General features: G+C 45.5%; 23 protein-coding genes. 18 read left to right on the top strand and 5 right to left on the bottom strand.

Going from position 1 to position 22,155, the window contains the following annotated elements; translation table 11 throughout:
- Nucleotide 1: 1 nt before the first annotated feature.
- Nucleotides 2–1,015, bottom strand: a complete 1,014-nt coding sequence (locus ICN34_RS10570) for a glycosyl hydrolase family 8 (protein WP_216122573.1) — start codon at nucleotides 1,013–1,015, stop codon at nucleotides 2–4.
- A gap of 118 nt (nucleotides 1,016–1,133) precedes the next feature.
- Here ICN34_RS10570 and ICN34_RS10565 point away from each other — a divergent pair, with 118 nt between their 5' ends.
- Genes ICN34_RS10565 through ICN34_RS10545 form a run of 5 tightly spaced genes read left to right on the top strand, consistent with a single transcriptional unit; the run spans nucleotide 1,134 to nucleotide 6,047 of the window.
- Nucleotides 1,134–2,444, top strand: coding sequence for an HD-GYP domain-containing protein (locus ICN34_RS10565; protein ID WP_216122571.1), 1,311 nt, complete (start codon nucleotides 1,134–1,136; stop codon nucleotides 2,442–2,444).
- Nucleotides 2,441–3,994 carry a sensor domain-containing diguanylate cyclase gene (locus ICN34_RS10560; protein WP_216122569.1) on the top strand — a complete coding sequence of 518 codons (1,554 nt, stop codon included), beginning with the start codon at nucleotides 2,441–2,443 and terminating at the stop codon, nucleotides 3,992–3,994. Before ICN34_RS10565 ends, ICN34_RS10560 begins: the two co-directional genes overlap by 4 nt.
- A gap of 52 nt (nucleotides 3,995–4,046) precedes the next feature.
- Complete coding sequence (locus ICN34_RS11580) at nucleotides 4,047–5,375, top strand: ATP-dependent RecD-like DNA helicase (RefSeq protein WP_216122567.1); 1,329 nt, start codon at nucleotides 4,047–4,049, stop codon at nucleotides 5,373–5,375.
- Nucleotides 5,376–5,430: 55 nt separating this feature from the next.
- Complete coding sequence (locus ICN34_RS10550; protein WP_255538652.1) at nucleotides 5,431–5,721, top strand: AbrB/MazE/SpoVT family DNA-binding domain-containing protein; 291 nt, start codon at nucleotides 5,431–5,433, stop codon at nucleotides 5,719–5,721.
- Entirely contained in the window at nucleotides 5,715–6,047 is a 333-nt protein-coding gene (locus tag ICN34_RS10545) for a type II toxin-antitoxin system PemK/MazF family toxin (RefSeq protein ID WP_216860768.1), read from the top strand. The genes ICN34_RS10550 and ICN34_RS10545 overlap by 7 nt, the downstream gene beginning before the upstream one ends.
- Nucleotides 6,048–6,054: 7 nt before the next feature.
- Here the strand turns inward: ICN34_RS10545 and ICN34_RS10540 are convergent, their stop codons facing one another.
- Nucleotides 6,055–7,641, bottom strand: a complete 1,587-nt coding sequence (locus ICN34_RS10540) for a gamma-glutamyltransferase family protein (RefSeq protein ID WP_216122565.1) — start codon at nucleotides 7,639–7,641, stop codon at nucleotides 6,055–6,057.
- Between the two features lie 22 nt (nucleotides 7,642–7,663).
- A complete protein-coding gene (locus tag ICN34_RS10535) occupies nucleotides 7,664–8,644 on the bottom strand; it encodes a tripartite tricarboxylate transporter substrate binding protein (protein ID WP_216122563.1) in 981 nt (326 codons plus the stop codon).
- 89 nt (nucleotides 8,645–8,733) lie between these two features.
- Here ICN34_RS10535 and ICN34_RS10530 point away from each other — a divergent pair, with 89 nt between their 5' ends.
- A complete protein-coding gene (locus ICN34_RS10530; RefSeq protein WP_216122599.1) occupies nucleotides 8,734–10,074 on the top strand; it encodes an aspartate aminotransferase family protein in 1,341 nt (446 codons plus the stop codon).
- A gap of 23 nt (nucleotides 10,075–10,097) precedes the next feature.
- Here the strand turns inward: ICN34_RS10530 and ICN34_RS10525 are convergent, their stop codons facing one another.
- Together ICN34_RS10525 and ICN34_RS10520 are read right to left on the bottom strand one after the other, a co-directional pair.
- Nucleotides 10,098–10,826, bottom strand: a complete 729-nt coding sequence (locus ICN34_RS10525; RefSeq protein WP_216122561.1) for an LrgB family protein — start codon at nucleotides 10,824–10,826, stop codon at nucleotides 10,098–10,100.
- Nucleotides 10,819–11,166, bottom strand: coding sequence for a CidA/LrgA family protein (locus ICN34_RS10520; protein ID WP_216122560.1), 348 nt, complete (start codon nucleotides 11,164–11,166; stop codon nucleotides 10,819–10,821). Before ICN34_RS10520 ends, ICN34_RS10525 begins: the two co-directional genes overlap by 8 nt.
- A 217-nt stretch (nucleotides 11,167–11,383) precedes the next feature.
- Here ICN34_RS10520 and ICN34_RS10515 point away from each other — a divergent pair, with 217 nt between their 5' ends.
- From ICN34_RS10515 to soxA, 12 genes are all read left to right on the top strand, one after another.
- Nucleotides 11,384–12,535, top strand: coding sequence for a branched-chain amino acid ABC transporter substrate-binding protein (locus ICN34_RS10515; RefSeq protein ID WP_216122558.1), 1,152 nt, complete (start codon nucleotides 11,384–11,386; stop codon nucleotides 12,533–12,535).
- Between the two features lie 31 nt (nucleotides 12,536–12,566).
- On the top strand, nucleotides 12,567–13,499 hold the full coding sequence (locus tag ICN34_RS10510) for a branched-chain amino acid ABC transporter permease (RefSeq protein ID WP_216122556.1): 933 nt from the start codon (nucleotides 12,567–12,569) through the stop codon (nucleotides 13,497–13,499).
- Nucleotides 13,500–13,501: 2 nt separating this feature from the next.
- On the top strand, nucleotides 13,502–14,644 hold the full coding sequence (locus ICN34_RS10505) for a branched-chain amino acid ABC transporter permease (protein ID WP_072583532.1): 1,143 nt from the start codon (nucleotides 13,502–13,504) through the stop codon (nucleotides 14,642–14,644).
- Nucleotides 14,641–15,435 (top strand): ABC transporter ATP-binding protein, encoded by a 795-nt coding sequence (locus ICN34_RS10500; RefSeq protein WP_216122554.1) that lies wholly within the window; start codon nucleotides 14,641–14,643, stop codon nucleotides 15,433–15,435. Before ICN34_RS10505 ends, ICN34_RS10500 begins: the two co-directional genes overlap by 4 nt.
- 2 nt (nucleotides 15,436–15,437) lie before the next feature.
- A complete protein-coding gene (locus ICN34_RS10495; RefSeq protein ID WP_072583534.1) occupies nucleotides 15,438–16,145 on the top strand; it encodes an ABC transporter ATP-binding protein in 708 nt (235 codons plus the stop codon).
- A gap of 6 nt (nucleotides 16,146–16,151) precedes the next feature.
- Nucleotides 16,152–17,297, top strand: a complete 1,146-nt coding sequence (locus tag ICN34_RS10490; RefSeq protein WP_216122553.1) for a M20 family metallopeptidase — start codon at nucleotides 16,152–16,154, stop codon at nucleotides 17,295–17,297.
- Between the two features lie 122 nt (nucleotides 17,298–17,419).
- The gene (locus ICN34_RS10485) at nucleotides 17,420–17,869 is read left to right on the top strand and encodes a (2Fe-2S)-binding protein (protein WP_216122551.1); all 450 of its coding nucleotides are present in this window, start codon (nucleotides 17,420–17,422) and stop codon (nucleotides 17,867–17,869) included.
- A 10-nt stretch (nucleotides 17,870–17,879) separates the two neighbouring features.
- Nucleotides 17,880–20,096, top strand: coding sequence for a molybdopterin cofactor-binding domain-containing protein (locus ICN34_RS10480; protein WP_216122548.1), 2,217 nt, complete (start codon nucleotides 17,880–17,882; stop codon nucleotides 20,094–20,096).
- Between the two features lie 27 nt (nucleotides 20,097–20,123).
- A complete protein-coding gene (soxX, locus tag ICN34_RS10475; protein WP_216122546.1) occupies nucleotides 20,124–20,564 on the top strand; it encodes a sulfur oxidation c-type cytochrome SoxX in 441 nt (146 codons plus the stop codon).
- Between the two features lie 11 nt (nucleotides 20,565–20,575).
- A complete protein-coding gene (locus tag ICN34_RS10470) occupies nucleotides 20,576–21,049 on the top strand; it encodes a SoxY-related AACIE arm protein (RefSeq protein ID WP_072583539.1) in 474 nt (157 codons plus the stop codon).
- Entirely contained in the window at nucleotides 21,046–21,375 is a 330-nt protein-coding gene (locus ICN34_RS10465) for a thiosulfate oxidation carrier complex protein SoxZ (protein ID WP_072583540.1), read from the top strand. Before ICN34_RS10470 ends, ICN34_RS10465 begins: the two co-directional genes overlap by 4 nt.
- Nucleotides 21,372–22,154, top strand: a complete 783-nt coding sequence (gene soxA / locus ICN34_RS10460; RefSeq protein ID WP_370624017.1) for a sulfur oxidation c-type cytochrome SoxA — start codon at nucleotides 21,372–21,374, stop codon at nucleotides 22,152–22,154. The genes ICN34_RS10465 and soxA overlap by 4 nt, the downstream gene beginning before the upstream one ends.
- Nucleotide 22,155 lies beyond the last annotated feature (1 nt).

Here is a 22,155-nt window from a genome sequence, read left to right as displayed (position 1 = left end):
ATTACTTTTTGAGATCCTCTAAAGCCATGTTGGTAAATAAAGAAAGCATAGAGGAGTAATAGCCTTGGGATGGATTAAAGCTGGGTAATAGGGTTGAATCTACATTCGGATAAGCAAGCGTTATAGCTGCAATGCTATAAAAGCCTGCAGATGCATTGTACGTTGCCATTTCACCGGTATTCACGTTTACCCAAGCTGGTAAGAGCGGTTTCCCAGCAAAAGAGCTCCAGAAGTTTTGAAAGGGCTTAATCGTGGTGGGAGTGGCTTGCTGACCCCAGATCAGATATAGAGGTATGCGGACAGCGTTGTATCCAAATTGATCGCCATCCACAGGGTTGATGCTCTCACCCTCCAATTGCAACCAATCAGGCGGCAGTTGCCATTTACCAAAGCGGGCTTCTTGAATGAGCTGTAAACCGGTTGCCCTTAATTCTTCCCATTCCGGTGCCGGGTCAAGCAAAGCAAGATCGGCAATAGCAGGGAAGACCCAGTAGGAGAGATTGAGTTTCAGGCCCTCTGGCTTTTCAAAGCCTTTTGCCCCAGGAAGTAAAACAATTCCTTTGTTAGTTTTACGTAAAAGCTTTGCTCTAATAGATTGACTGACTTGGATGGCTGCAAACAGATAACTAGGTTCATTCCATTTGCGATATGCACGCGATAAAGCCCAGGCAATAAACAAGTCACCATCGCTGGCATTGTTCATATCATTAATGCCCGTCTTAGGAGACCAACTCCAAGCAAACAATTTATCATCACGCACTTGAAGATTGCGTTGGGTCCAAGTCCAAATTTGCGCAAAGGCAGCCGGGTCATTATTTTGTACTGCAAGTAGCAATGCCATCCCTTGACCCTCGGTATGGCTAATACCATTCAGGCCGACATCGATCACTCGGCCATTTTCAATAAATGCAGATTTGAATTGAGCCCAGTCTTCGCTACCGACTGCATGTGCTAAGGAGTGCAGTACAAGAGTAATGCTCAAAAGCCAAAACCGGAGAAGGGTGCGCCAAGTCATTGAGCGATTGAATTTAGGTGAACTTTAGGCTGGCAATTGATTATGATTTGTAATACTTGCTAATAGGGTACATTATGTATTACCGGCATTTAATTGGCCTATTTTATTTAGATATTTCATGCAGTTAGCAAACCAAACATTTTACTTTGCCATATTCATCGTCCTAGTCGGTCTGATGGGCCGTTTCTTAGCAAATCGGGATGACGACCGCGCTCAATTTAGGGTGATTTATTGGCCAATAGGCCTGAGCTTTTTAGCGGCCTCCATGTTGGGTTATGCAACTGCCCCATGGGGTGGCAAGATGGTGTTGGCCTTGGCCAATATCTTCCTCATTGCAGGCGTCGCCAACATTTCTTTATTGTTTAGCGTTTGGAACGGCGCACTAAGGAATTCAACTAGGCTGGTTACTCTCGCCCTATTTGTAAGTGCCTTCTTAATGTACGTCTATCTGGACTTTTTTGGAGAAACGCAAGACCGCATTCATTTAATGAATGTTGCACTCAGTATCTTTTGCATTTGGCAGATCGTATCTTTAAGTCAGCTATTAAAAAAAGACAACGCTTATCAAATTAAATTATTGCTTGGGGTTGAGTTTTTCCAGCTCGGTACCCGCATCATTCGATCGCTTTTGGCGCTTGAAGAGATAGCTCACCCTGGAACCTTGTATCAAGAAGGCGGCCTGGCTTTTGCTATGCGTATAGCTGCAATATTGTCGATTGTCACGATTTGTATATTAATTACTAACTATTACCTCGAGAAGCTCTGGCATGAATACCGCAGGAGCTCGCATGCCATTGAGGATGGGATGCTCAATAGCCTAAATGCGCTATCCATGGTGAGGGATAACGAAACCGGAAATCATATTCTGCGTACTAAAAACTATGTACGTGCTTTAGCTGAAAGATTGAGGTCAAGCGGGGTCTATGCAGACGAGTTAACTCTAAAAGCAATAGAGAACTTCGTGAAGGCTGCACCATTGCACGATATTGGTAAAGTCGGAATCCCCGATGAAATCTTAAAAAAGCCGGGGTCGCTGACCGATGATGAGTGGCAGACCATGAAAACCCATGCCAATTTGGGTAAAGATGTTCTCAGTGCTGCCAAGCTCAAAGATGCTAAGAACACTCATGTCTTGGATGCTGCAATTAAGATTGCTGGTTGCCATCATGAGAATTGGGATGGCTCAGGCTATCCGTTGGGGCTAAAGGGTGATGAGATTCCCTTGCCAGCCAGGCTGATGTCTTTGGCTGATACCTATGATGCTTTGGTTAATGAACGGGTTTATAAAAAGAAGTGGTCCCATGAAGAGGCTTGTTTAGAGATTAGTCGTCTAAAAGGAATTCGCTTTGATCCGCACATTGTCGAAGCGTTCATTCAGGAAAAAGATAATTTCTTGAGGATCTCTGAGTTATATAGAGACTCGAAATGACGATTAGTTTCGAGCCTAGCTCTAATGTTAGACGTAATTCTCGCCTTATTTTGGGCGCTTCCATTATTTTGGCGATCATCTTCGTCATCAATGCGCTAATTTCCGGATATTTACTTCGCCGTAACACAACAGATGATCGTGCAGATCAACTTGCCACCTTGACATTAATATTGGCCGAGCACACTTCACAGATTATTTTTGCAGCAAATACGGTTCTAAATAGTATTGATGATTTGGTTTATGCGGCAAAAATTGAAGATGAAAAAAGCTATCGTAAGTTCACATCAAATAAAAATCAGTTTGAGCTGCTGGAGGAAAAGGCAAAATCTAATTCCATTTTAGATGTCACTACTTTTGTGGCTAATAACGGTAAAGTGCTTAATTTTTCTCGCTCCTATCCTGCACCTGAAATTAATCTGGCAGATCGTGATTATTTTGTCTATTTGAAAAATCACAATGATCTCGAGACCTTTTATAGCACTCCCGTCCAGAATAAAGGGAACGGTAAATGGGTTTTTTATTTAGCAAGGCGCGTCAATGGTGCGCACGATGAGTTTCTGGGCATCATTTTGGTAGGTGTCTCTGTTGAGGTCTTTTCCTCTTTGTATGAGAGGTTAGGCTCCAACTTGGGTGATGGTGCAGCGATAACTCTTTATCGCCAGGACAAGACCTTATTAACTCGTTGGCCACTAGTTGAAAATCTGATAGGTCGTGTCAATACCAATAGCTTGATTGATCAATCTTTAGGCGCTGCAGCAGACGGTAATGGTGTGATCTTTACATCCAAGACCGGCTTTACTCGGCAAAATACGTCTCCGGTCGAGCGCATGATTTCCTATAGAAAAGTTACTGGATATCCATTCATTGTCGGAGCCGTAGTCCCCGAGACTTTGTATTTAGCCAACTGGTATAAAAATGCAATGGGTGGCTTAATTGCTACCATTTTGAGCATCATCATTTTATTTATTGGAACCTATTTTCTACTGAGGACTTATTGGCGTAATGCTGAGAACCAATATCGTGCGCATCACGATGTCCTCACCAGACTGCCGAATAGAACCTTATTCTCTGACCGCCTTTCTTATTCCCTGGCCAATTGCAAGCGCAACCAAACTAAATTGGCGCTTCTTTTTATTGATTTAGATAATCTTAAAACGATTAATGATGTCTCCGGCCATCTCGTAGGAGATGCAGTCTTGATGCAGGTTGCCGAAAGAATACGAGCCTGTTTACGAGACTCCGATACTGTGGCTCGTCTGGGTGGGGATGAATTTATTGTGCTCTTGCCGGGTGTTGGTGATGAGAAGAATGCTTTGATGGTTGCTGAAAAAATTCGATCCTCTCTCATAATGCCGATGACGGCTGATGGTATTCCTGTAAGTACAAGCGCAAGCATTGGAGTGGCTTTATATCCCGATCATGGATCCAATGAGTCTGATTTAATGAACAATGCCGATATGGCGATGTATGAGGCTAAATCTAGCGGTAGAAATACCATTCAGGTATTCAGCGAGAAGGTGCTTAAATCAGTTTTCAAGGATATTAGTTGAGTCTTGACCTGTATTTTGTCTGGCACTATTTCATTGCATGAAACAATAGGGAATGACTAATTCCGCAGTAGATTCTTCCGAAATTGAAATTACCCCCGATTACCAAGCGGTAATTGAGGCCATTGAGCGTCACGATCCTTATATCTTCGTTAGCGGTAAAGCGGGCACTGGTAAAACAACCCTCATCGGCTACTTACGAGAAACCATACCGGGTAACGTCGTAGTAGTCGCTCCAACAGGGGTTGCCGCGCTCCAGGTTAAAGGAGTGACCATTCATTCCTTCTTTAGGTTGCCTCCACGACTCATTTTTCCAGAAGAAGATATCAAGCCGCTGCGCGATAAGCGCCTTTATAAAGATATTCGCTTGCTCATCATTGATGAGATCTCGATGGTGCGTGCTGATGTCGTGGACGCAATGGATTTATTTCTTCGTGAGAACGGTCCGCAAAAAGGCAAGCCCTTTGGTGGCATTCAGGTGATGTTTGTAGGCGATTTATTCCAGCTGCCACCAGTAGTTTCTAGTGCGGATATGCAAGTCCTAGCAGAGCGTGGTTACGAAGGACCTTATTTCTTTTGCGCTATGGCCTTGCATCGCAAAGACGTCACGATGGTAGAGCTCTCCAAGATCTTCCGTCAAAAGGATGAGCACTTCGCAGGCTTATTAAATCGCATTCGAATTAATCATGACATTGATGAGGCTCTTGATACTCTAAATGCACAGTGCTATCGCAAAGATGCTGAGATAGATGAGCAGACCATTACTCTGACCACTACAAATGCACGAGCAGATCAAATCAATGGTGCTGGCTTGCGCGCAATTACCGTTGAGGGTAAGGTCTACGCAGGTCAGTCAACGGGTAAATTTAATATCGACGAACGCAATTTACCTTCACCCAACAATTTAGTCCTTAAGGTAGGCGCTAAAGTCATGTTCACCGCAACGGATCCTGGATTCCCTAAGCGCTGGGTCAATGGAACGATCGGCGTAGTGCGTGAGTTACTGCCAGATAAGGTGAAGGTGATGGTGCAAAACGGGCCTTATGCAAATACAGTGGAAGTAACAGGTCATCAATGGGAGTCTTATCGTTACGATCACGATATGATGTCTGGAAAGATATCCCCCAGCATCATCGGCACTTATGTTCAGATACCGCTCATGCTGGCTTGGGCTGTAACGATTCATAAGAGCCAGGGCAAAACCCTCGATAAAGTTAAGGTTGACCTATCGTCAGGTGCATTTGCCTCAGGACAAGTTTATGTTGCCCTAAGCCGTTGTAAAACGATTGAAGGCATTTCTCTACAGAGGCCGATTGAGCCCAGAGATGTCAGTTGCGATCAGGAGATCAAGCGCTTCTATCTAAATTGCTTACCCTCCAAGTAGGGGTATATTCCCTTATTTGACGTCTGCCAGGTAATGTAATAACATTGTTATTACTATGAATAAGAACCATAAATCCATTGCTGAAACTACAGCACCACTGCAGGTAGCTATTCGAGCTATTGGCAACTCTAAAGGCGTGGTTATCCCGAAGATTATTCTTGAACAATCTGGAATAAAGGAGATTGTTGAAATGTCAGTCGACGGAGAAAAAATTGTTTTAAGTAAACCTAAAAATACTGTGAGAGAGCATTGGGCTCAAGATGCCCAAAGCCTTGCTAAGGTTGGCGAGGATAAGTTGGTGCTTGGAGATTTTGCAAACGAAGAAGATGGAGATTGGGTTTGGTAAAGAGCAATGTTTCTCGTGGAGAAATTTGGCTTATCAATTTAGATCCTACGATCGGAAGTGAAATTAAAAAAACACGTCCTTGTATTGTGGTATCACCTCAAGAGTTAAATGACCATTTGCGCACCATCATTGTTGCGCCCATGACTAGCAAGGGTAGACCTGCGGGCTTTCGGGTATCTATTACGCATGATGGTAAGAGGGGGCTGATTCTTTTAGATCAAATCAGAGCTGTTGATAAAGCGCGCTTAGTCAAGAAAGTGGGCAAGAGCAATCCAAAAACCCTATCTGCCAGTCTTGGCGTGCTACAAGAGGCTTTTGCTATTTAGTTCTTTATTAGAAGCCAGCTGCCAATCCATCTCTACGGTGATCACTGCCAGCAATAAAAGCAGAGTCGGCATCTTCTGAGAGCTTGGCAATTGCTTGTGCGCTACCAAAGTCCAAGCTGTTTGCTGGTTGTACAGCAACCTCATGTCCTAGCGCTTTCAATCCATCAACCACGCTCTGGGGCATTGCCGCTTCCACAGTGAGCTTGCCTACATCATCAATACGCCAGCGAGGCGCATCAGAACAGGCTTGTGGATTGAGGTATTCATCCACAAAGCGCATCACGAATTGAATATGACCCTGCGGCTGCATATTGCCACCCATTACGCCAAATGCCATAGTAGGTTTGCCATTCTTGGTGAGGAAGGCGGGAAGAATAGTGTGGAAAGGGCGCTTGCCTGGCGCAACTTGGTTAGGGTGTCCATCTTCTAATCTGAAGCTCATGCCACGATTATGAAAAGCAATACCGCCCGGGGCTACCACCCCAGAACCAAAACCTTTGAAGTTAGATTGAATATACGAAATCATCATGCCGGATTCATCGGCGGCGCATAGGTAAACAGTGCCACCAGAATGAGGATCTCCAGGCTCATAGCTACCAGCATTATTGTGATCAATCATGGCTGCGCGACTAGCTAAGTAATTCCGATCTAATAGGGAGCTCACTGGCATTTGCATGGAGCGTGCATCAGAAACGTAGGCATAAACATCAGCAAACGCCATCCGCATGGCTTCAATTTGCAAATGAATGCGTTGCGCTGAGTTAGCAGGGTATTGCTTCACATTGGCTGCTTGCAGAATACCTAAGGCAATTTGAGCGGCGATACCAGATCCGTTTGGCGGAATTTCATGGAGAGTGTAATCACCATAATCGAAGGCTAAAGGCTCAACCCATTCTGGCTGGTTATCGGCGAAGTCTTGCATAGTGAAGCAACCGCCAGTAGCCCCTGCAAAGTCCACCATACTTTGTGCAAGCGGACCCTTATAAAAAGAATCGCCTTCTGTAGCGGCAATTTCTTTTAAGGTTTTGGCTTGTGCGGGGTATTTCCAGATTTGTCCGGCTTGAGGTGCTTTGCCATCAACTAAGAAGGATTCTGTAAATCCCGGTTGGTTTTTTAGAATCGGAATAGCCTCACGCCATTGACGAGCGATAACAGGTGAAACCGGAAAACCATTTTCCGCATAGTCAATCGCACGTTTAAACAATTGCGCAAACGGAAGCTTGCCAAACTTTCTGGAGAGTTCAATCCAGCCAGCAACCATGCCGGGGACGGTGACTGTATTCCAGCCAATGAGATCCATCGCAGATTTACCAGCAAAATACTCTGGCTTCCAAGCAGCAGGGGCTCGGCCAGAGGCATTTAAGCCATGGATCTTCTTACCATCCCAGAGGATTGCAAAACCATCTCCGCCTATCCCATTCATCGTAGGCTCAACTACAGTCAGTGTGATTGCAGTTGCAAGTGCTGCATCCACTGCGTTGCCACCACTCTGCAGAGCCTCGATGCCTGCTTGAGTGGCAAGTGGTTGAGAGCTCGCAACAGTGTTTTTAGCTAGAACAGGGGCACGACTTCCAAAAGGAGGGGATATCAACATAAGAGCTTATCTATTTAACGACTTAATCTACTTTAACATTCGCTGACTTTACAGCCTTATCCCATTTGCTGGCTTCACTTGCGGTGATTTCAGACAATTTTTCGGAGTTTGCAAACTGAGGATGAATACCTTGGGCTGCCATACGCGCTTTGAAATCAGGATTCGTGAGAATTTTACGAATTTCTTTTTCTAATTTTGCAATGATTACTGGAGAAGTTCCTTTGGGAACATATACCGCATAGAAGTTTTCCACATCAAACTGCTTCATACCATCTTGTCCGAGAGTGGGAACATTGGGCAATAAAGGGGAGCGTTCTGCTGCGGCGATCGCAATCGGGCGTAGCTTACCACTCTGGATATGGGGCAATGAGGCAGTCACACTATCAAACATCATCAGGGTGTTGCCCGCAATCAAATCTGGCAAAGCAAAACTGCTGCCCTTATAGGGGATATGGGTTCCTGTTGCGCCGATACGTTGCATAAACAAAGTGGACTCTAAGTGGGAGAGACTGCCATTACCTTGAGATGCGTAATTAAAGTCACCCTTTTTAGATTTGATAAATGCAATAAGCTCCGGGAGATTCTTTGCTGGAACGCTTGGGTTCACCACAATTAAATGAGGAATTGTTCCAATTAATGCCACCGGAACAAAATCTTTCTGCAAATCAGCCGGCGGATTTTTAAATAGGGCTGAAGAAATCGATTGATTTGTCAGCGCACTAATGTTGATGGTGTAGCCATCCGGAGCGGCTTTAGCAGCGGCTTGTAAGCCAATCATTCCACCGGCGCCTGGTTTGTTTTCGACAACGATGGATTGACCCAATGCTTCCGCCAGTGGGGCCGTCACGCTGCGCGCAAAGATATCAGTAGATCCGCCTGCAGGAAAGGACACAATCGCAACAATCGGTTTTTTAGGCCAATCTGTATCGGAGGCGGCAAGCGCCAAGTTACTGAAAGTCAACAGTCCTAAGGAGCCAAGGATGAGGGATTTGAAATAGCGCATTTAATGATCCGAGAGTGAGATGAGTAATATAGTATTTGAAATTCAGAATCTAGTTTTAAAAAGATCAAATAGAGAAACGCATGACAACAATGAATAAAACAAGCAGCGGAATTGATATGTCAGCTTATTGGCTGCCATTTACACCTAACCGCTACTTTCAGCACCATCCGAAGATCATGCAGTCAGCTAAGGGAGCTTACTACTTTGATGATCAGGGTCGTAAGCTATTTGATGGCTTATCTGGGCTGTGGTGCTCTCCATTGGGGCATGCTGATCCACGTATTGGTGCAGCTATTCAAAAGCAGTTTGAAACGATGGATTATTGCCCTGCGTTTCAGATGGCCAGCGAAACCACTTTTAGCTTGGCTAGTCGAATTGCGAAGATGGCACCAGAGGGATTGGACAAAGTATTTTTCACTAACTCTGGTTCTGAGGCGGTTGATACTGCATTGAAGATCGCTATTGGTTATCACCGAGTAATGGGTAATGCATCCCGTATTCGACTGATTGGTCGAGATCGCGCTTATCACGGTGTTGGTATTGCCGGTATATCCGTAGGCGGCATGGTCGCCAATCGCAAAATGTTTGCCAGCATGATGATGCCCGGCGTAGATCATTTGCCACACACGTTAAATCTTTCGCAGATGGCTTTCTCAAAAGGGCAGCCTAAGTGGGGCGCCCATTTGGCAGAAGAGTTAGAAAAGATTGTGGCTCTTCATGATGCCAATACGATTGCCGCTGTCATCATGGAGCCTGTACAGGGATCAACCGGAGTAATAGTTCCACCGGATGGCTATTTACAAAAGATTCGTGAAATCTGTACTAAGCACGGTATTTTGCTGATCTTTGATGAGGTGATTACTGGCTTTGGGCGCTTAGGCGCAAATTTCGGTGCCGATCGTTTTGGTGTGACACCCGACATGATTACGTTTGCTAAAGGAATTACCAATGGTGTTATTCCCATGGGCGGGGTGATTGTGCGTGGCGATATTTACGACAACATTATTGCGAATGGTGGTCAAGAGCAAGCGATTGAATTTTTCCATGGCTACACCTATTCGGGTCATCCAATTCCAGCAGCTGCTGGCCACGCAGTACTCGATATCTTTGAGTCTGATGATTTAGTCAATCGGGCTAAAGCGCTTGAGCCAGTTCTTGAGAATGGATTGCATGCATTAAAGGGCAAGTCAGGCATTTTGGATATCCGTAACTTTGGTTTATCTGGCGCTGTTGAGCTTGACCCTGTGCCAGGAAAGCCTGGTCTTCGTTCCATGAAGGTGCTTGAGGCCTGTATCGAAAGAGGCACTTTAGTGAGAGTAGCGGGTGACGCTATTGCCGTTGGGCCTCCATTTATCTCTAAGCCTGAAGAGATCGAGTTTATGTGTAGCGTTTTAAGTGATGCTATTGACGTAGCGATGCAGATTAAATAAGTGGATTAAAAAACAGAGACCTATCACTTATTAAATAGGTGATAAATCACTGGGATAGCAATAGCGCTCACCACGCCATTCATGCCCATTGCTAGGCTTGCATACGTTCCTGCTTCAGGATGAATGCTAAATGCACGTGAAGTGCCGATACCATGAGCGCCAATACCAATCGCAAAACCTCTTTGCCACCAAGCCTTCATACCCAATGCATTCAGGACAAAGGGCGCCAAAATAGCGCCTAGTATTCCGGTGCTCACTGCAAAGATAGCTGTCAGGGTGGGCGACACACCAATACGCTCTGCGATACCCATAGCAATTGGTGCAGTGACTGATTTGGGATACATAGCACCAGTGATACTGGAGTCTGCGCCAAGCACGGTAGCAATGCCTACCGCACTAATGATCGACACTAATCCGCCAGTACATAGCGAAGCAATCAAGGGGAGTGATCTCCCTTTAAGGCTGCTCAATCCTCTGTAGATGGGGATAGCTAAAGATACTGTCGCGGAACCTAATAGAAAGTGAATAAACTGCGCACCCTCAAAATAGGTTGAGTAGGGCATTTCAATAAATTGAATTGTGCTTGCCACAATCAAAATTGCAATTGCTACTGGATTGGCCAATGGATTCTGATGACTAGCCTTATAAATACTGAGTCCAATTTGATAAGCCGCTAGCGTAATGAACAAGGCAAAAAGCGGGCTACCTGATAAGTAAACCCAAATCTCGACGATGGAGTGCTTTTCACTCATGAGGCTCTTTCTTGCTCAATAAACGGGCGACTAACGCGCTAGAGGCAATAGTGAGGATGACGCTACCAATGAGGGCGCTAATAATGGCCCATGCATTTGCCTTGAGCTGTGGCAAGAAAAGCACCACGCCAACGGCAGCTGGAACAAAGAGAAGTCCAAGGTACTGACTAAAGCCATCACCCACCATAGCTAAGTCGGCATTAATTCCTTTGCGCAAAACAAGCCACAGCACCAAGAGAACTAATCCAATGACCGGGCCAGGGAGCGTCGGCAAAAGGAACTTAGAAACAAGTTCACCCAAGCTTTGAAAGAGAAGGATTTGTACAAGACCAAAAATCATGTATCTATCTTACCGCCTGCGTGAATAGAGTGCCCAGATAACCATCTCAGTGCCTGAGGCACCAAAGAAGGGGTTTTCTGAAGCTGCCCCATGGCTATCTAAGTTAGATTTGAACTATTCAGGGATGTCCTGAGGATTCCAGCCAATATCTTGTATACAAAACCTTGCTACACTGGTCTGAAAATAGCAGTTCATATTAATAAACAGGAGATTCAACATGAAGTCACTGGTATCTGGCTTGCTTCTTGCTTTGTGTTCCAGCCTTTCTTTTTCTGTATCGGCTAAAGATACGGTCAAGATTGCCTACATTGGGCCGTTGACCGGAGGTGTTTCTGCAAATGGGATTGGCGGTCGTAATTCTGCTGATCTAGCAGTTCGCCTCAAAAACCAAGACCCGAATGCTAAATATAAGTATGAATTGGTTATTGCAGATGATGAGTGCAAGCCAAACGTAGGTGTTCAAGTGGCTACGAAAATTGCGTCAGATAGCTCTATCATCGCAGGTGTAACCCATTACTGTTCAGCAGTCGCAATGAGCACTGTCGATGTTTATCATAAGTTTGGATTACCAGTGATGGTGTGGGGTGCTGTTCTACCTGAAATCACTTATGGTAATGACTATAAAGAGATTCATCGCGTAAACGGTACGATGATTAATCAAAATGAAGTGGCAGCAAAATTCTTAACTGGCTTAGGCTACAAGAAGTGGGTCATCATTCATGACACTACCGATTACGGCAAAGGTCACAATAAGTATTTCTCTCAGTTCCTCACTAAAAATGGCGGTCAGATCTTGGGCACCTTTGGTGTCACTGCCGATCAACAAGATTTCACGGCTGAATTAACCAAAATCAAGCAGTTGAATCCTGAAGTGGTTTACTTTGGCGGTCTCACACCAATTGGTATTCGTATCCGCACACAAATGGATCGCTTGGGTATCAAGGCCGTATTTGAAGGAACCTCTGGAATTAAGTCTGATGCTTACATCGAGGGCCTGGGTAAATTATCTGAAGGCTCTTTGTCTTTCATCGAAGGCGCGCCATGGGAAAAACTCCCAGGTGGACTTGAGTTCATTGCCAAGTATTCACAACAAAAGTATCCGGATGCGCCTGAAGCCTACGGTCCTTTTGCCTATACCGCTACTAATTTGATCATGGCTGCAATTGAAAAGGCAGGCCCTAATCGTAAGAAGGTAATGGAAGTTTTAAACAATACCCAAAACGTAGAAACGATTATTGGCAAAGTCAGTTTTGATGATCATCGTCAAAACATTGTTCCTTTGATCTCTAAGTATGTTGCGCAAGATGGCAAATGGGTTCTCTGGGAAGATAGTCTCTATGCTAAGAAGCAGCGTAAGTTAGGTCAGTAATTGAAATCGTAGTAGAAGAGGGTAATTTTGCATGTCATTTGATATTTTTTTGCAGTACTTGCTCAATGGTTTGATGTTGGGTGTAATTTATGCAATCGTGGCAGTTGGATTTACCCTCTACTTCGGTGTTTTAGATGTCATTAAGTTTTCTCATGGTGACATCCTCATGGTGGGGGCCTTTGCTGGCCTCACCGCTTATATCGGTATAGCCGAGACCTTTACTTCTCCTTGGCTACAGCTTCTAGTGTTAATAGTAGTGAGTCTGGCTGTTGCAGCCTTTCTTGGCGCAGTCATTGCGCGCTACCTCATTCTGCCTTTGCAGAAAGCGCCCCCAATCAACACCTTATTGGTAACTTTGATGTTGGGCCTAGCGCTGCGTGAATTAGTCCGTTTGTTTTATCCAAATGGATCGAATCCAAAACCTTTTCCAAAGTTACTGCCTGTAGACGGCATTGCTCTCGGTGAATTTACGTTGCGCTCCGACAGTCTTATCTTGCTTATCACCGGCGTCTTAATCATTATTGCCGTTCAACGCCTGATCACCAAGAGCAAGATTGGCTTAGCTATTCGTGCGGTTGCACAAGATAGCGAAACAGCACGCATTATGGGCATTAACTTCCATCGAATTGTCTTGATCACATTCATGTTGGGTTCAGCCTTGGCTGCATTAGCTGGCTTAATGAACGGCCTGTATTACAACGAAGTCAATTTCAGCATGGGTTTATTGCTAGGTGTGATTGGCTTCTCGGCTGCGGTAGTTGGCGGCTTGGGAAATTTCTATGGAGCAATTGTGGGAGGGTTTTTATTTGCAGGACTCCAAACGATTGGCGCTGTTTTGTTACCCGCCATCATGCCGAGCGTTCCTAGCGCCTATAAGGATGTCTTTGCATTTGCAGTAATTATCATCATCATGGGATTAAAGCCTACAGGCTTGATTTCTGAAAAATCCAGCGAGCGAGTTTAAGTGTGAAGTTATTAATATCTGCCTTCATTGCCTGCCTGGTCTATTGCATTTTATTGTTGGGCTCTGAAAACCAGTTAGAAGTTGGCGCTCTCGTAATCCTTGCATTTGCAACTAGTTTGGTTGGTAAAAAATTAGGGTTGATGGATAAGCTTGCGCTTGCCGTAAGAGAGCATCCGCAGTTTCCTGCTTATGCCTCGATTGCAGGCGTGCTTATAACCATGCTGGTGTTCCACAATTCTCACTTTGCGCTGTTGATGCTCGCTACAGTGCTGATCTATTCCATTGTTTGCCTTGGCTTAAACATTCAATTTGGTTATGTCGGCATCGTGAACTTTGCAGGCGCCGCTTTCTTTGGTATCGGCAGTTATACCGCTGCAATATTGGCGACGCACACAGCGATCCCGCATTTGCTGGTTCTATTTATCGCTGCTAGCATCTCTGCCTTAATTGGTTCTATCTTGATTTATCCTGTATTGAGAACTCGCGGGCACTATGCAGCATTAGTGACTATTGCATTTGGCATCCTATTCCGAAATTTCTTGGAAGTGAATGACACTCTGGGCGGCCCACAGGGATTGAAGATCCCTCCGCTCACTATTTTTGGCTGGAATTTATCTGATGGCTTGGACATTGCTGGTTTTGAGCTGTCTTTTTACATCCCTTATCTACTGATCGCATTAATCTTATTAATCGCTAGCTTCAGAATTACCCGGAACTTAGAGCGCTCATGGATAGGCTTAAGTATGGATATGGTCCGTACTGATGAAATTGCAGCTTCTACTTTTGGTGTGAATATTGCGCACTGGAAGGTGGTGGCATTTACATTGGGTAACTTCATTGCTGGTATGGCGGGAGCGCTCTATGGAATGATGACTGCCTATGTTGCCCCCAATAACTTTACCTTTGCCGACTCTTTGATTTTGGTATCGATTGTGATTTTGGGCGGCATTGGTAATCCATGGGGAATCATTCCTGCGGCAGCCATTGTGGTGATTCTTCCTGAGAAGCTTCAGTTTATTCAGGAATACCGCTTCTTGCTATATGCCATCGTGGTGATCTTGATCTTGCTATTCCGTCCCGATGGTTTACTGCCAAGGCGGATTCGTGAGTATTTCCCGGGTAACAAAGCGGGAGGTCAAAAATGAGCTCATTACCATCATCCAAGAAGCAGATTCTGGTCGCAGAAAAACTCACCATGCGTTTTGGTGGTGTGACAGCATTAGATTCATTAGATCTTCATGTGAACGAGGGTGAGGTATTGGGATTGTTGGGCCCCAATGGCTCAGGCAAGACTACATTCTTTAATGTGATTACTGGCCTGTATCGGGCAAGTTCAGGTAGTGTTTCATTCCGCGGTGATGATTTGACGGATGCCACTGCTCAGCAAGTGTATTTGCATGCGATTACTCGTACGTTTCAGCGCTCACGCTTATCCTTACCGCTGACTGTCTTTGACAACATCGCCATTGGTGATAACCGTCGATTAAATACCGGGCTTTTCTTCAATTTGTTTCAACGAGAGAAGTTCAAACAAGAATACGAAGGCTTGGTTGAGCAGGTGAGACAGTTGCTTCTCACATTTAACCCTAAGTTAGCAGACAAAATATTTGAGCCAGTTGCTAGCCTCCCCATGATTGATCGCCGCCGTATTGAAATCTGCAGAGCCTTGATCAGTCAACCTGATTTACTGCTTTTAGATGAGCCTTCAGCTGGCATGACTCACGATGAGACCGCTGAAGTAATGGATGATATTTTGCAGGTACGCAGCAAGATTAAGCCATTCACCATTATTTTGATTGAGCATGAAATGGGTTTAATTCAGCGGATGACTGAGCGTTGCATTGTTTTGAACTATGGCAAGAAGATTGCTGAGGGCACTTACGATGAGATTGTGAATAACCGCGAAGTGCAAGTCGCTTATTTGGGGCAAGAATAATCATGGCCTTATTAGAAATTGAACACATCTATACCGCGTACGATCGGATTGATGTACTTGAAGATGTATCCATCAAAGTCGAGAAGGGTGAAATCACCTGCATACTCGGCGCTAATGGTGCTGGTAAATCCACTTTAATTCGCTCCATCCTGGGCTTGACTCCAGCCAATCGTGGAAAAATTATTTTTAATGGCGTGGATATTGCCCATTTACCAACACATCGCATTATTGAGGCGGGGATTGCATGCGTTCCTGAGGGGCGTCGTGTGTTTCCACGTATGACGGTGGATGAAAATCTATCCGCCGGAGCTTATTTGGTGACCGACAAAAAGGTCATTGAAGAGCGTCGTGAGCATGTTAAGCATTTGTTTCCGCGTCTTGCAGAGCGTTCCAATCAGCTAGCAGGCACCATGTCGGGTGGTGAGCAGGCCATGCTTGCTATTAGTCGCAGCTTAATGAGTTCGCCTGAGTTGCTGATATTCGATGAGCCTTCGCTGGGCTTATCACCGCTGTTTGTAAAAGAAAACTTTAAGATCATTAAAGAAATCAATCAAATGGGGACCACAGTTTTATTGGTTGAGCAGAATGTTCGTCAAACCTTGGCAATCGCCCATCGTGGGTATGTCATTACCAAGGGTCAAGTGGTGGCTAAGGGAAGTGCTGCTGAATTGGCTGAGAACGCCGAAGTTCAAGCGGCTTATTTTGGATAACTCAAGATGACTAATAGCATTCCCGATCCAGTTGAATTAACTCAAGAGCTGATTCGCTTCAATACTATTAATCCCCCAGGCAATGAAGATCAGGTTTGTGAATATCTAGCCAAACTCTTAGAGTCCGTTGGTTATGAATGTCGCAAGATTGAATTTGCTCCACATCGAATGAGTTTGGTTGCCAAAATCGGCGCCTGCTCCGATCAAAAACCAAGTATTTGTTTTACTGGGCATGTAGACGTTGTCCCTTTGGGTGCTCGTACTTGGAAATATGATCCCTTTGCCGGCATTATTGAAGATGGCAAGCTATATGGGCGTGGCTCTAGTGATATGAAGAGTGGCGTAGCTGCTTTTGTTGTTGCGGCTATGAAAATGGCTGACTCGGCAAAGCAGGGAGGCGGTGTGAGCATGATCATTACCGCAGGAGAAGAGACGGGTTGCGAAGGTGCCTTTCATTTGGCAGCTAACCAGGAAATATTGGATTTTCTGGGCCCTGCTGGATGCTTTATTGTGGCTGAACCTACCGCCAATGAACCTTTGCTAGGTCACAAGGGGGCCTACTGGTTGAAAGCCTCTACTGATGGCGTTACCGCTCATGGCTCGATGCCTGAGCGTGGCGACAACGCGTTTTATAAGTTGGCTAAGGCTGCTTTGACCCTAGAGCAATTTTCCTTTGATACTCCTGTACATGAGTTGATGGGTCAGGGCACCCTCAATGTAGGGACCGCTAAATCGGGCATCAATATCAATTCGGTTCCTGATGCAGCGGAAATGACGCTGGATATTCGTACGGTTGCAGGGCAAAGCCATCAACATATTTATGGCTGCCTATGTAAAGCGCTGGGCCCTACGGTTCGCCTGGACACCATTATTGATATTGAAGGGGTGTTCACGCCCGCTACAGACCCCTGGATGGCAAGCGTATTTGATTTTTGTGAAAAGATTAATGGGGTTCGTCCAATTGAAAAGACGGTGTCTTACTTTACCGATGCCTCAGCATTAAAGCCCGCTATCGGCAATCCACCTACGGTAATCCTAGGGCCAGGCCAGCCAGAAATGGCCCATCAAACTGACGAATCTTGCTACGTCGACAAAATTACAGACGCGACTCAGTTATTTTCTGAATTAATTCTTGATTGGCAGGCTCACTAGTTCTTCGCCCCCAATAAATGTTGCATTGCAATATATTAATTCTTAGTTAAGATAAGCACACGATAAGAAGGGGTAATGAAGTTACCTCTGGAACCATAAAAAGAGTTTATAGGAGAGCACTCATGGCTGAATTGAATGTCAATGGCAAAAAATACAAGGTGGACGTAGATCCAGAAACCCCATTGCTTTGGGTGATCCGCGAACAAGTAGGATTAACCGGCACTAAGTATGGATGTGGAGTAGGTCAATGTGGTGCTTGCACCGTGTTATTTGAAGGCCAGGCCATTCGTAGCTGCTCTATTCCAGTAGGTGCTGCTGAAGGTAAAAAAATCGAGACTATTGAAAGTCTAGAGAAGAGTGGTCAGCTATCCAAGGTTCAAAAAGCGTGGGTTGACAATCAAGTGCCTCAGTGTGGTTATTGTCAGTCTGGCATGGTGATGGCAACCACCGCTTTGTTAAGAAACAATCCAAAACCTACCGATGCACAAATCGACGAGTCCATTACTAATATCTGCCGCTGTGGCACATTCCAGCAAGTACGCGCAGCAATTCATGCGGCTAGCAAGGCTTAAGGGGAAAGACATGACTACAAATACAAATATTTCCCGTCGTCATTTTGTTATTGGCTCTAGCGCTGTTGCGGCTGGCTTGGCCATTGGCTTTGATTTTTCTTTTATATCTACTGCAAATGCTGCAATGGGCACCGGTACAACCGCTATGGCCCCGTTATCAACCCCAGAAATCGGTATCTGGGTTGTAGTTAAGCCAAACGATGATGTTGTTGTCCGGATCGTTCGCTCAGAAATGGGCCAAGGAACCATTACCGGTTTGGCGCAGATGGTTGCTGAAGAACTTCAATGCGACTGGAAAAAAGTAAGTTATGAATATCCATCTCCTGCTGAAAGCTTGGTGCGTAAGGCGGCTTGGGGCAGTTATTCTACTGGCGGAAGTCGTGGTATTCGTACCTCTGAGCAGTATGTTCGTAAAGGGGGTGCCGCCGCCCGCATGATGCTTATTCGGGCTGCCGCTACTCAATGGAATGTACCAGCCTCTGAGTGTGTTGCCATGAACAGCGTTATTACACACACACCATCCGGTAAGAAAACGACTTTTGGAAAAGTTTCTGTTGCCGCATCCCAGTTGGAAGTTCCTAAAGAGATTCCATTAAAGGATCCAAAAGAGTGGAAGCTCATTGGTAAGCCAGTCAATCGTATTGATGGTGTTGCTGATAAGGTTACGGGCCGTCAGGTTTACGCAATTGATTTGAAGATGCCTGATATGTTGGTCGCAACTATCAAACAGTGCCCAGTATTTGGTGGCAAGGTTAAGGCCTACGATTCTGCAAAAGCCATGAATGTGAAGGGCGTTAAGAAAGTGGTTCAAGTCGGCGATAATGCTGTTGCCGTTATTGCTGATACGTTTTGGCATGCTAAAACTGGTCTTGAGCAGGTAAATATTACTTGGGATGAGGGAGCAAATGCTGCCGTTTCGAGCGCATCTATTAAGAAAAACCTAGAAGAAGGTTTGACAGCAAATGATGCTTTTGTCGGAAGCGCTAACGGTGATGTGAAAGCTGCCTTTGCTAGTGCGTCTAAAACAATGGAGGCGACTTATTTCTATCCATTTTTGAGTCACGCAACCTTAGAGCCACAAACTGCTACAGCGAAGTGGACTCCAGAGATGTGTGAGGCATGGGTTCCAACCCAAGATGGTGAGGCATCATTAGCAGCACTGATAGCGGCTGCTGGGTTGCCCGCTGAAAAATGTAATGTCTATAAAGTCAACCTTGGTGGAGGCTTTGGCCGTCGTGGTGCCTTTCAGGACTTCACAACTCAAGCGGTAAATATTGCAAAGCAAATGCCGGGAACACCTATCAAGTTGATTTGGACTCGAGAAGAAGATATGACACATGATCACTATCACCCAGTGATGATGTGTAAGATGTCTGCGTCCATCGATGATAAGAAAAACGTTACCGGTTTAAATATGCGTTTATCAGGCCAATCCATCTTGGCCGCAGTTCGCCCAGCAGTGGTAGCCTCGAATAAAGGTAAGGATCCTGCAGCCTTTCAAGGTGTAGATGAGACCGGTGAGCATGGCATTACTTATACATTCCCAAATTTAAATATTGATCACGCTATGCGTAACACTCATGTCCCGCCAGGTTTTTGGCGTGGCGTGAATGTGAATCAAAATGCTATTTTCTTAGAAACGTTTATGGATGAGTTGGCGGAAGCCACCGGTGTTGATGCCATAGAGTTCCGTCGTCAGCACATGCAGGATTATCCGCGTGCGATTGCAGTTCTCAATGCGGTGGCTGATGGCATTGGCTGGACTAAGCCAGCTGCGCCTGGAGTATTTCGTGGCGTCGCACAGATGCATTCTTATGGAAGCTATGTCGCTGCCGCTTGCGAACTCTCAGTGATCAATGGTACTGATGTGAAAATTCATCGTATCGTAGCGGCAACTGATCCAGGTTATGCAGTGAATCCAGCGCAAATCGAGCGTCAAGTTGCCGGCTCATTTGTTTATGGCTTATCTGCTTTGTTCGAAGAAGAGATCACGATCGAAAAAGGCGCAGTTGTACAGAAGAACTTTGACACCTTTAACTCGATTCGCCTATCTCAAATGCCAAAAGTGGAAACCATCATCATTCAAGGTGGCGGCAAAGAGTGGGGCGGTGTTGGTGAACCAACTATTGCGGTAGCTGCACCAGCAGTACTTAATGCATTCTACCGGGCAACAGGCAAACGCTTGCGCACAGTGCCCTTGAAAAACAGCGGCATTAAGTTGGTCTAAGAGTTAGTTCATAGTGAAATTGTGTCGATGAGAAAGAGGATTGCACTAGCATTTTCATTGCTAGTCATTCTCAATCTCAATGCTGTGCACGCTCAAGTGATTACGGGGGATTCGATTTTCGAATCCCTTTCTTCTGAGGCGGGCAATCCACTACGTGGCAGGGCAATCGTGGCAAGTCGTCAAACGGGTTTGTGCTTGTTGTGTCATAGCGGTCCCTTTCCAGAAGAGCGCTTTCAAGGGAACTTAGCTCCTGAATTGAAGGCGAGCGTAGCAAGGTTAAGTGCGCCTCAATTAAGAGCGCGTATTGTGAATGCAGCACACTTCAACCCCCAAACAATCATGCCGGCCTATTATCAAACAGGGCATCTCAATCGTGTAGCCCCTAAATTTGTTGGTCAAACCATACTGAATGGCCAAGAGATCGAAGATGTGGTCGCTTTTTTAATGACTTTGAATAATCAAAACTAACTGAACTCTAGATGAAAAATATTAGTCAGTATCGACGGCAATGGCTTAAGCAAGCTCAAGGTCTTGGGCTGATAGCCCTAGGCTTACTAGCAAATCCTTTAACAGCCTTTGCTAAAAAACAAGAGGCTGATGAGGCTATTAAAAAGATTGTTGGTGGAGCCACCATTCAGGAGGGTAAGGTAACCTTAACTATTCCTCCACTTGTGGAGAACGGTAATCTAGTGGTTTTGAAGGTGAGTGTTGATAGCTCCATGACCGCCAATGATTACGTTAAGACCATCCATGTGATTGCCGAAGGCAATCCTTTGCCGAATATCTTTACCGTGTACCTTACCCCTCGCTCAGGAACTGCCAATATTACGACGCGCGTCCGTTTGGCTGATAGTCAGAAGGTATGGGCTATTGCGCAAATGAGTAATGGTAGTTTTTGGCAGGGTTCCGCCGAAACCTTAGTAACCCTTTCTGCATGTACGGAGGTGGTATGAGTAAAACTTCCCGTACATCCATCACGATGCCGACGACGGCCAAAAAAGATTCCATTATTGAGATTCGCGCAATTGCGCAGCATGATATGGAGTCAGGTTTTCGATATACCGAGGGTGGTAAGCCCATTCCTCGCGACATCATTCGTACCTTTACCTGCACCTACAACACTGTGGAAGTGTTTAAAGCGGATTTCTATTCAGGAATTGGGGCTAATCCCTTAATCATCTTTACCACTATCGCCGTTGAGTCAGGAACCCTTGAATTCAGGTGGGTTGGGGATGATGGGTACGAGGCGGTAAACCAGTCTCACATTACTGTTTCGTGAAAAAAAAGACATCTCTTTTTCTGAGCAGTCTTTATCTCACGCTTGTTGGCTTCATATGCATGGGTGTGGCTAAAGCAATCCCGCCATCACAACAATCGAGTTATGAATTAATGTCTGCCGAGAACAAGGCAATGCAGGATGATCCTTCACTCAATCCGGCAATGTTCTGGGTTGGTGATGGTGAAAGTTTATGGCAACAGAAGCTTGGTCCGCAAAATAATTCTTGTAGCACCTGCCATGGCGATGCAAAAAAATCCATGCGGGGTGTAGCGACACAATATCCGAAAGTGATAAAAGGCAAACTCCAGACACTGGAAGGTCAAATCAACCAGTGTAGAGTCGGCACTCAATCAGCCCCCGCCTTAGTCTACGAGAGCAAAGATCTCTTAGCCTTAACTGCCTTTATTGCATTTCAGTCCAAGGGCATGCCAATTGTAGTTAATGAAAACTCTGTTAACGCACCTTTCTTAAAAAAGGGTAGGCGGTCATTCAATGAGCGCATGGGACAGCTCAATTTATCTTGTGCGCAATGTCACGAGGATAGGGCGGGTCTAAAGCTTGGCGGAAGCTCAATACCGCAAGGACACCCCAACGCTTATCCCATATATCGCTTAGAGTGGCAAACCCTGGGCTCTTTGCAAAGACGTTTGCGCAACTGCATGAGCGGAGTTAGGGCGCAACAATTTGAGTATGGTTCGCCAGAGATGGCGCAGTTAGAGCTATTTCTGATGTGGCGAGCCAGAGGCCTTCCCCTAGAATCTCCAGGGGTGAGGCCTTAGC

Origin of the sequence: Polynucleobacter sp. Tro8-14-1 (assembly GCF_018881655.1) — a bacterium.
GTDB lineage: Bacteria > Pseudomonadota > Gammaproteobacteria > Burkholderiales > Burkholderiaceae > Polynucleobacter.
This window is presented reverse-complemented; position numbering and strand designations above follow the sequence as displayed.

What these genes read in the sequence shown, in the direction of transcription:
- ICN34_RS10570 (WP_216122573.1), bottom strand. Translation starts at nt 1,015, where the DNA reads ATGACTTGGCGCACCCTTCTCCGGTTTTGGCTTTTGAGCATTACTCTT.
- ICN34_RS10565 (WP_216122571.1), top strand. Translation starts at nt 1,134, where the DNA reads ATGCAGTTAGCAAACCAAACATTTTACTTTGCCATATTCATCGTCCTA.
- ICN34_RS10560 (WP_216122569.1), top strand. Translation starts at nt 2,441, where the DNA reads ATGACGATTAGTTTCGAGCCTAGCTCTAATGTTAGACGTAATTCTCGC.
- ICN34_RS11580 (WP_216122567.1), top strand. Translation starts at nt 4,047, where the DNA reads ATGACTAATTCCGCAGTAGATTCTTCCGAAATTGAAATTACCCCCGAT.
- ICN34_RS10550 (WP_255538652.1), top strand. Translation starts at nt 5,431, where the DNA reads ATGAATAAGAACCATAAATCCATTGCTGAAACTACAGCACCACTGCAG.
- ICN34_RS10540 (WP_216122565.1), bottom strand. Translation starts at nt 7,641, where the DNA reads ATGTTGATATCCCCTCCTTTTGGAAGTCGTGCCCCTGTTCTAGCTAAA.
- ICN34_RS10535 (WP_216122563.1), bottom strand. Translation starts at nt 8,644, where the DNA reads ATGCGCTATTTCAAATCCCTCATCCTTGGCTCCTTAGGACTGTTGACT.
- ICN34_RS10530 (WP_216122599.1), top strand. Translation starts at nt 8,734, where the DNA reads ATGAATAAAACAAGCAGCGGAATTGATATGTCAGCTTATTGGCTGCCA.
- ICN34_RS10525 (WP_216122561.1), bottom strand. Translation starts at nt 10,826, where the DNA reads ATGAGTGAAAAGCACTCCATCGTCGAGATTTGGGTTTACTTATCAGGT.
- ICN34_RS10520 (WP_216122560.1), bottom strand. Translation starts at nt 11,166, where the DNA reads ATGATTTTTGGTCTTGTACAAATCCTTCTCTTTCAAAGCTTGGGTGAA.
- ICN34_RS10515 (WP_216122558.1), top strand. Translation starts at nt 11,384, where the DNA reads ATGAAGTCACTGGTATCTGGCTTGCTTCTTGCTTTGTGTTCCAGCCTT.
- ICN34_RS10510 (WP_216122556.1), top strand. Translation starts at nt 12,567, where the DNA reads ATGTCATTTGATATTTTTTTGCAGTACTTGCTCAATGGTTTGATGTTG.
- ICN34_RS10500 (WP_216122554.1), top strand. Translation starts at nt 14,641, where the DNA reads ATGAGCTCATTACCATCATCCAAGAAGCAGATTCTGGTCGCAGAAAAA.
- ICN34_RS10495 (WP_072583534.1), top strand. Translation starts at nt 15,438, where the DNA reads ATGGCCTTATTAGAAATTGAACACATCTATACCGCGTACGATCGGATT.
- ICN34_RS10490 (WP_216122553.1), top strand. Translation starts at nt 16,152, where the DNA reads ATGACTAATAGCATTCCCGATCCAGTTGAATTAACTCAAGAGCTGATT.
- ICN34_RS10485 (WP_216122551.1), top strand. Translation starts at nt 17,420, where the DNA reads ATGGCTGAATTGAATGTCAATGGCAAAAAATACAAGGTGGACGTAGAT.
- ICN34_RS10480 (WP_216122548.1), top strand. Translation starts at nt 17,880, where the DNA reads ATGACTACAAATACAAATATTTCCCGTCGTCATTTTGTTATTGGCTCT.
- soxX (WP_216122546.1), top strand. Translation starts at nt 20,124, where the DNA reads ATGAGAAAGAGGATTGCACTAGCATTTTCATTGCTAGTCATTCTCAAT.
- ICN34_RS10470 (WP_072583539.1), top strand. Translation starts at nt 20,576, where the DNA reads ATGAAAAATATTAGTCAGTATCGACGGCAATGGCTTAAGCAAGCTCAA.
- ICN34_RS10465 (WP_072583540.1), top strand. Translation starts at nt 21,046, where the DNA reads ATGAGTAAAACTTCCCGTACATCCATCACGATGCCGACGACGGCCAAA.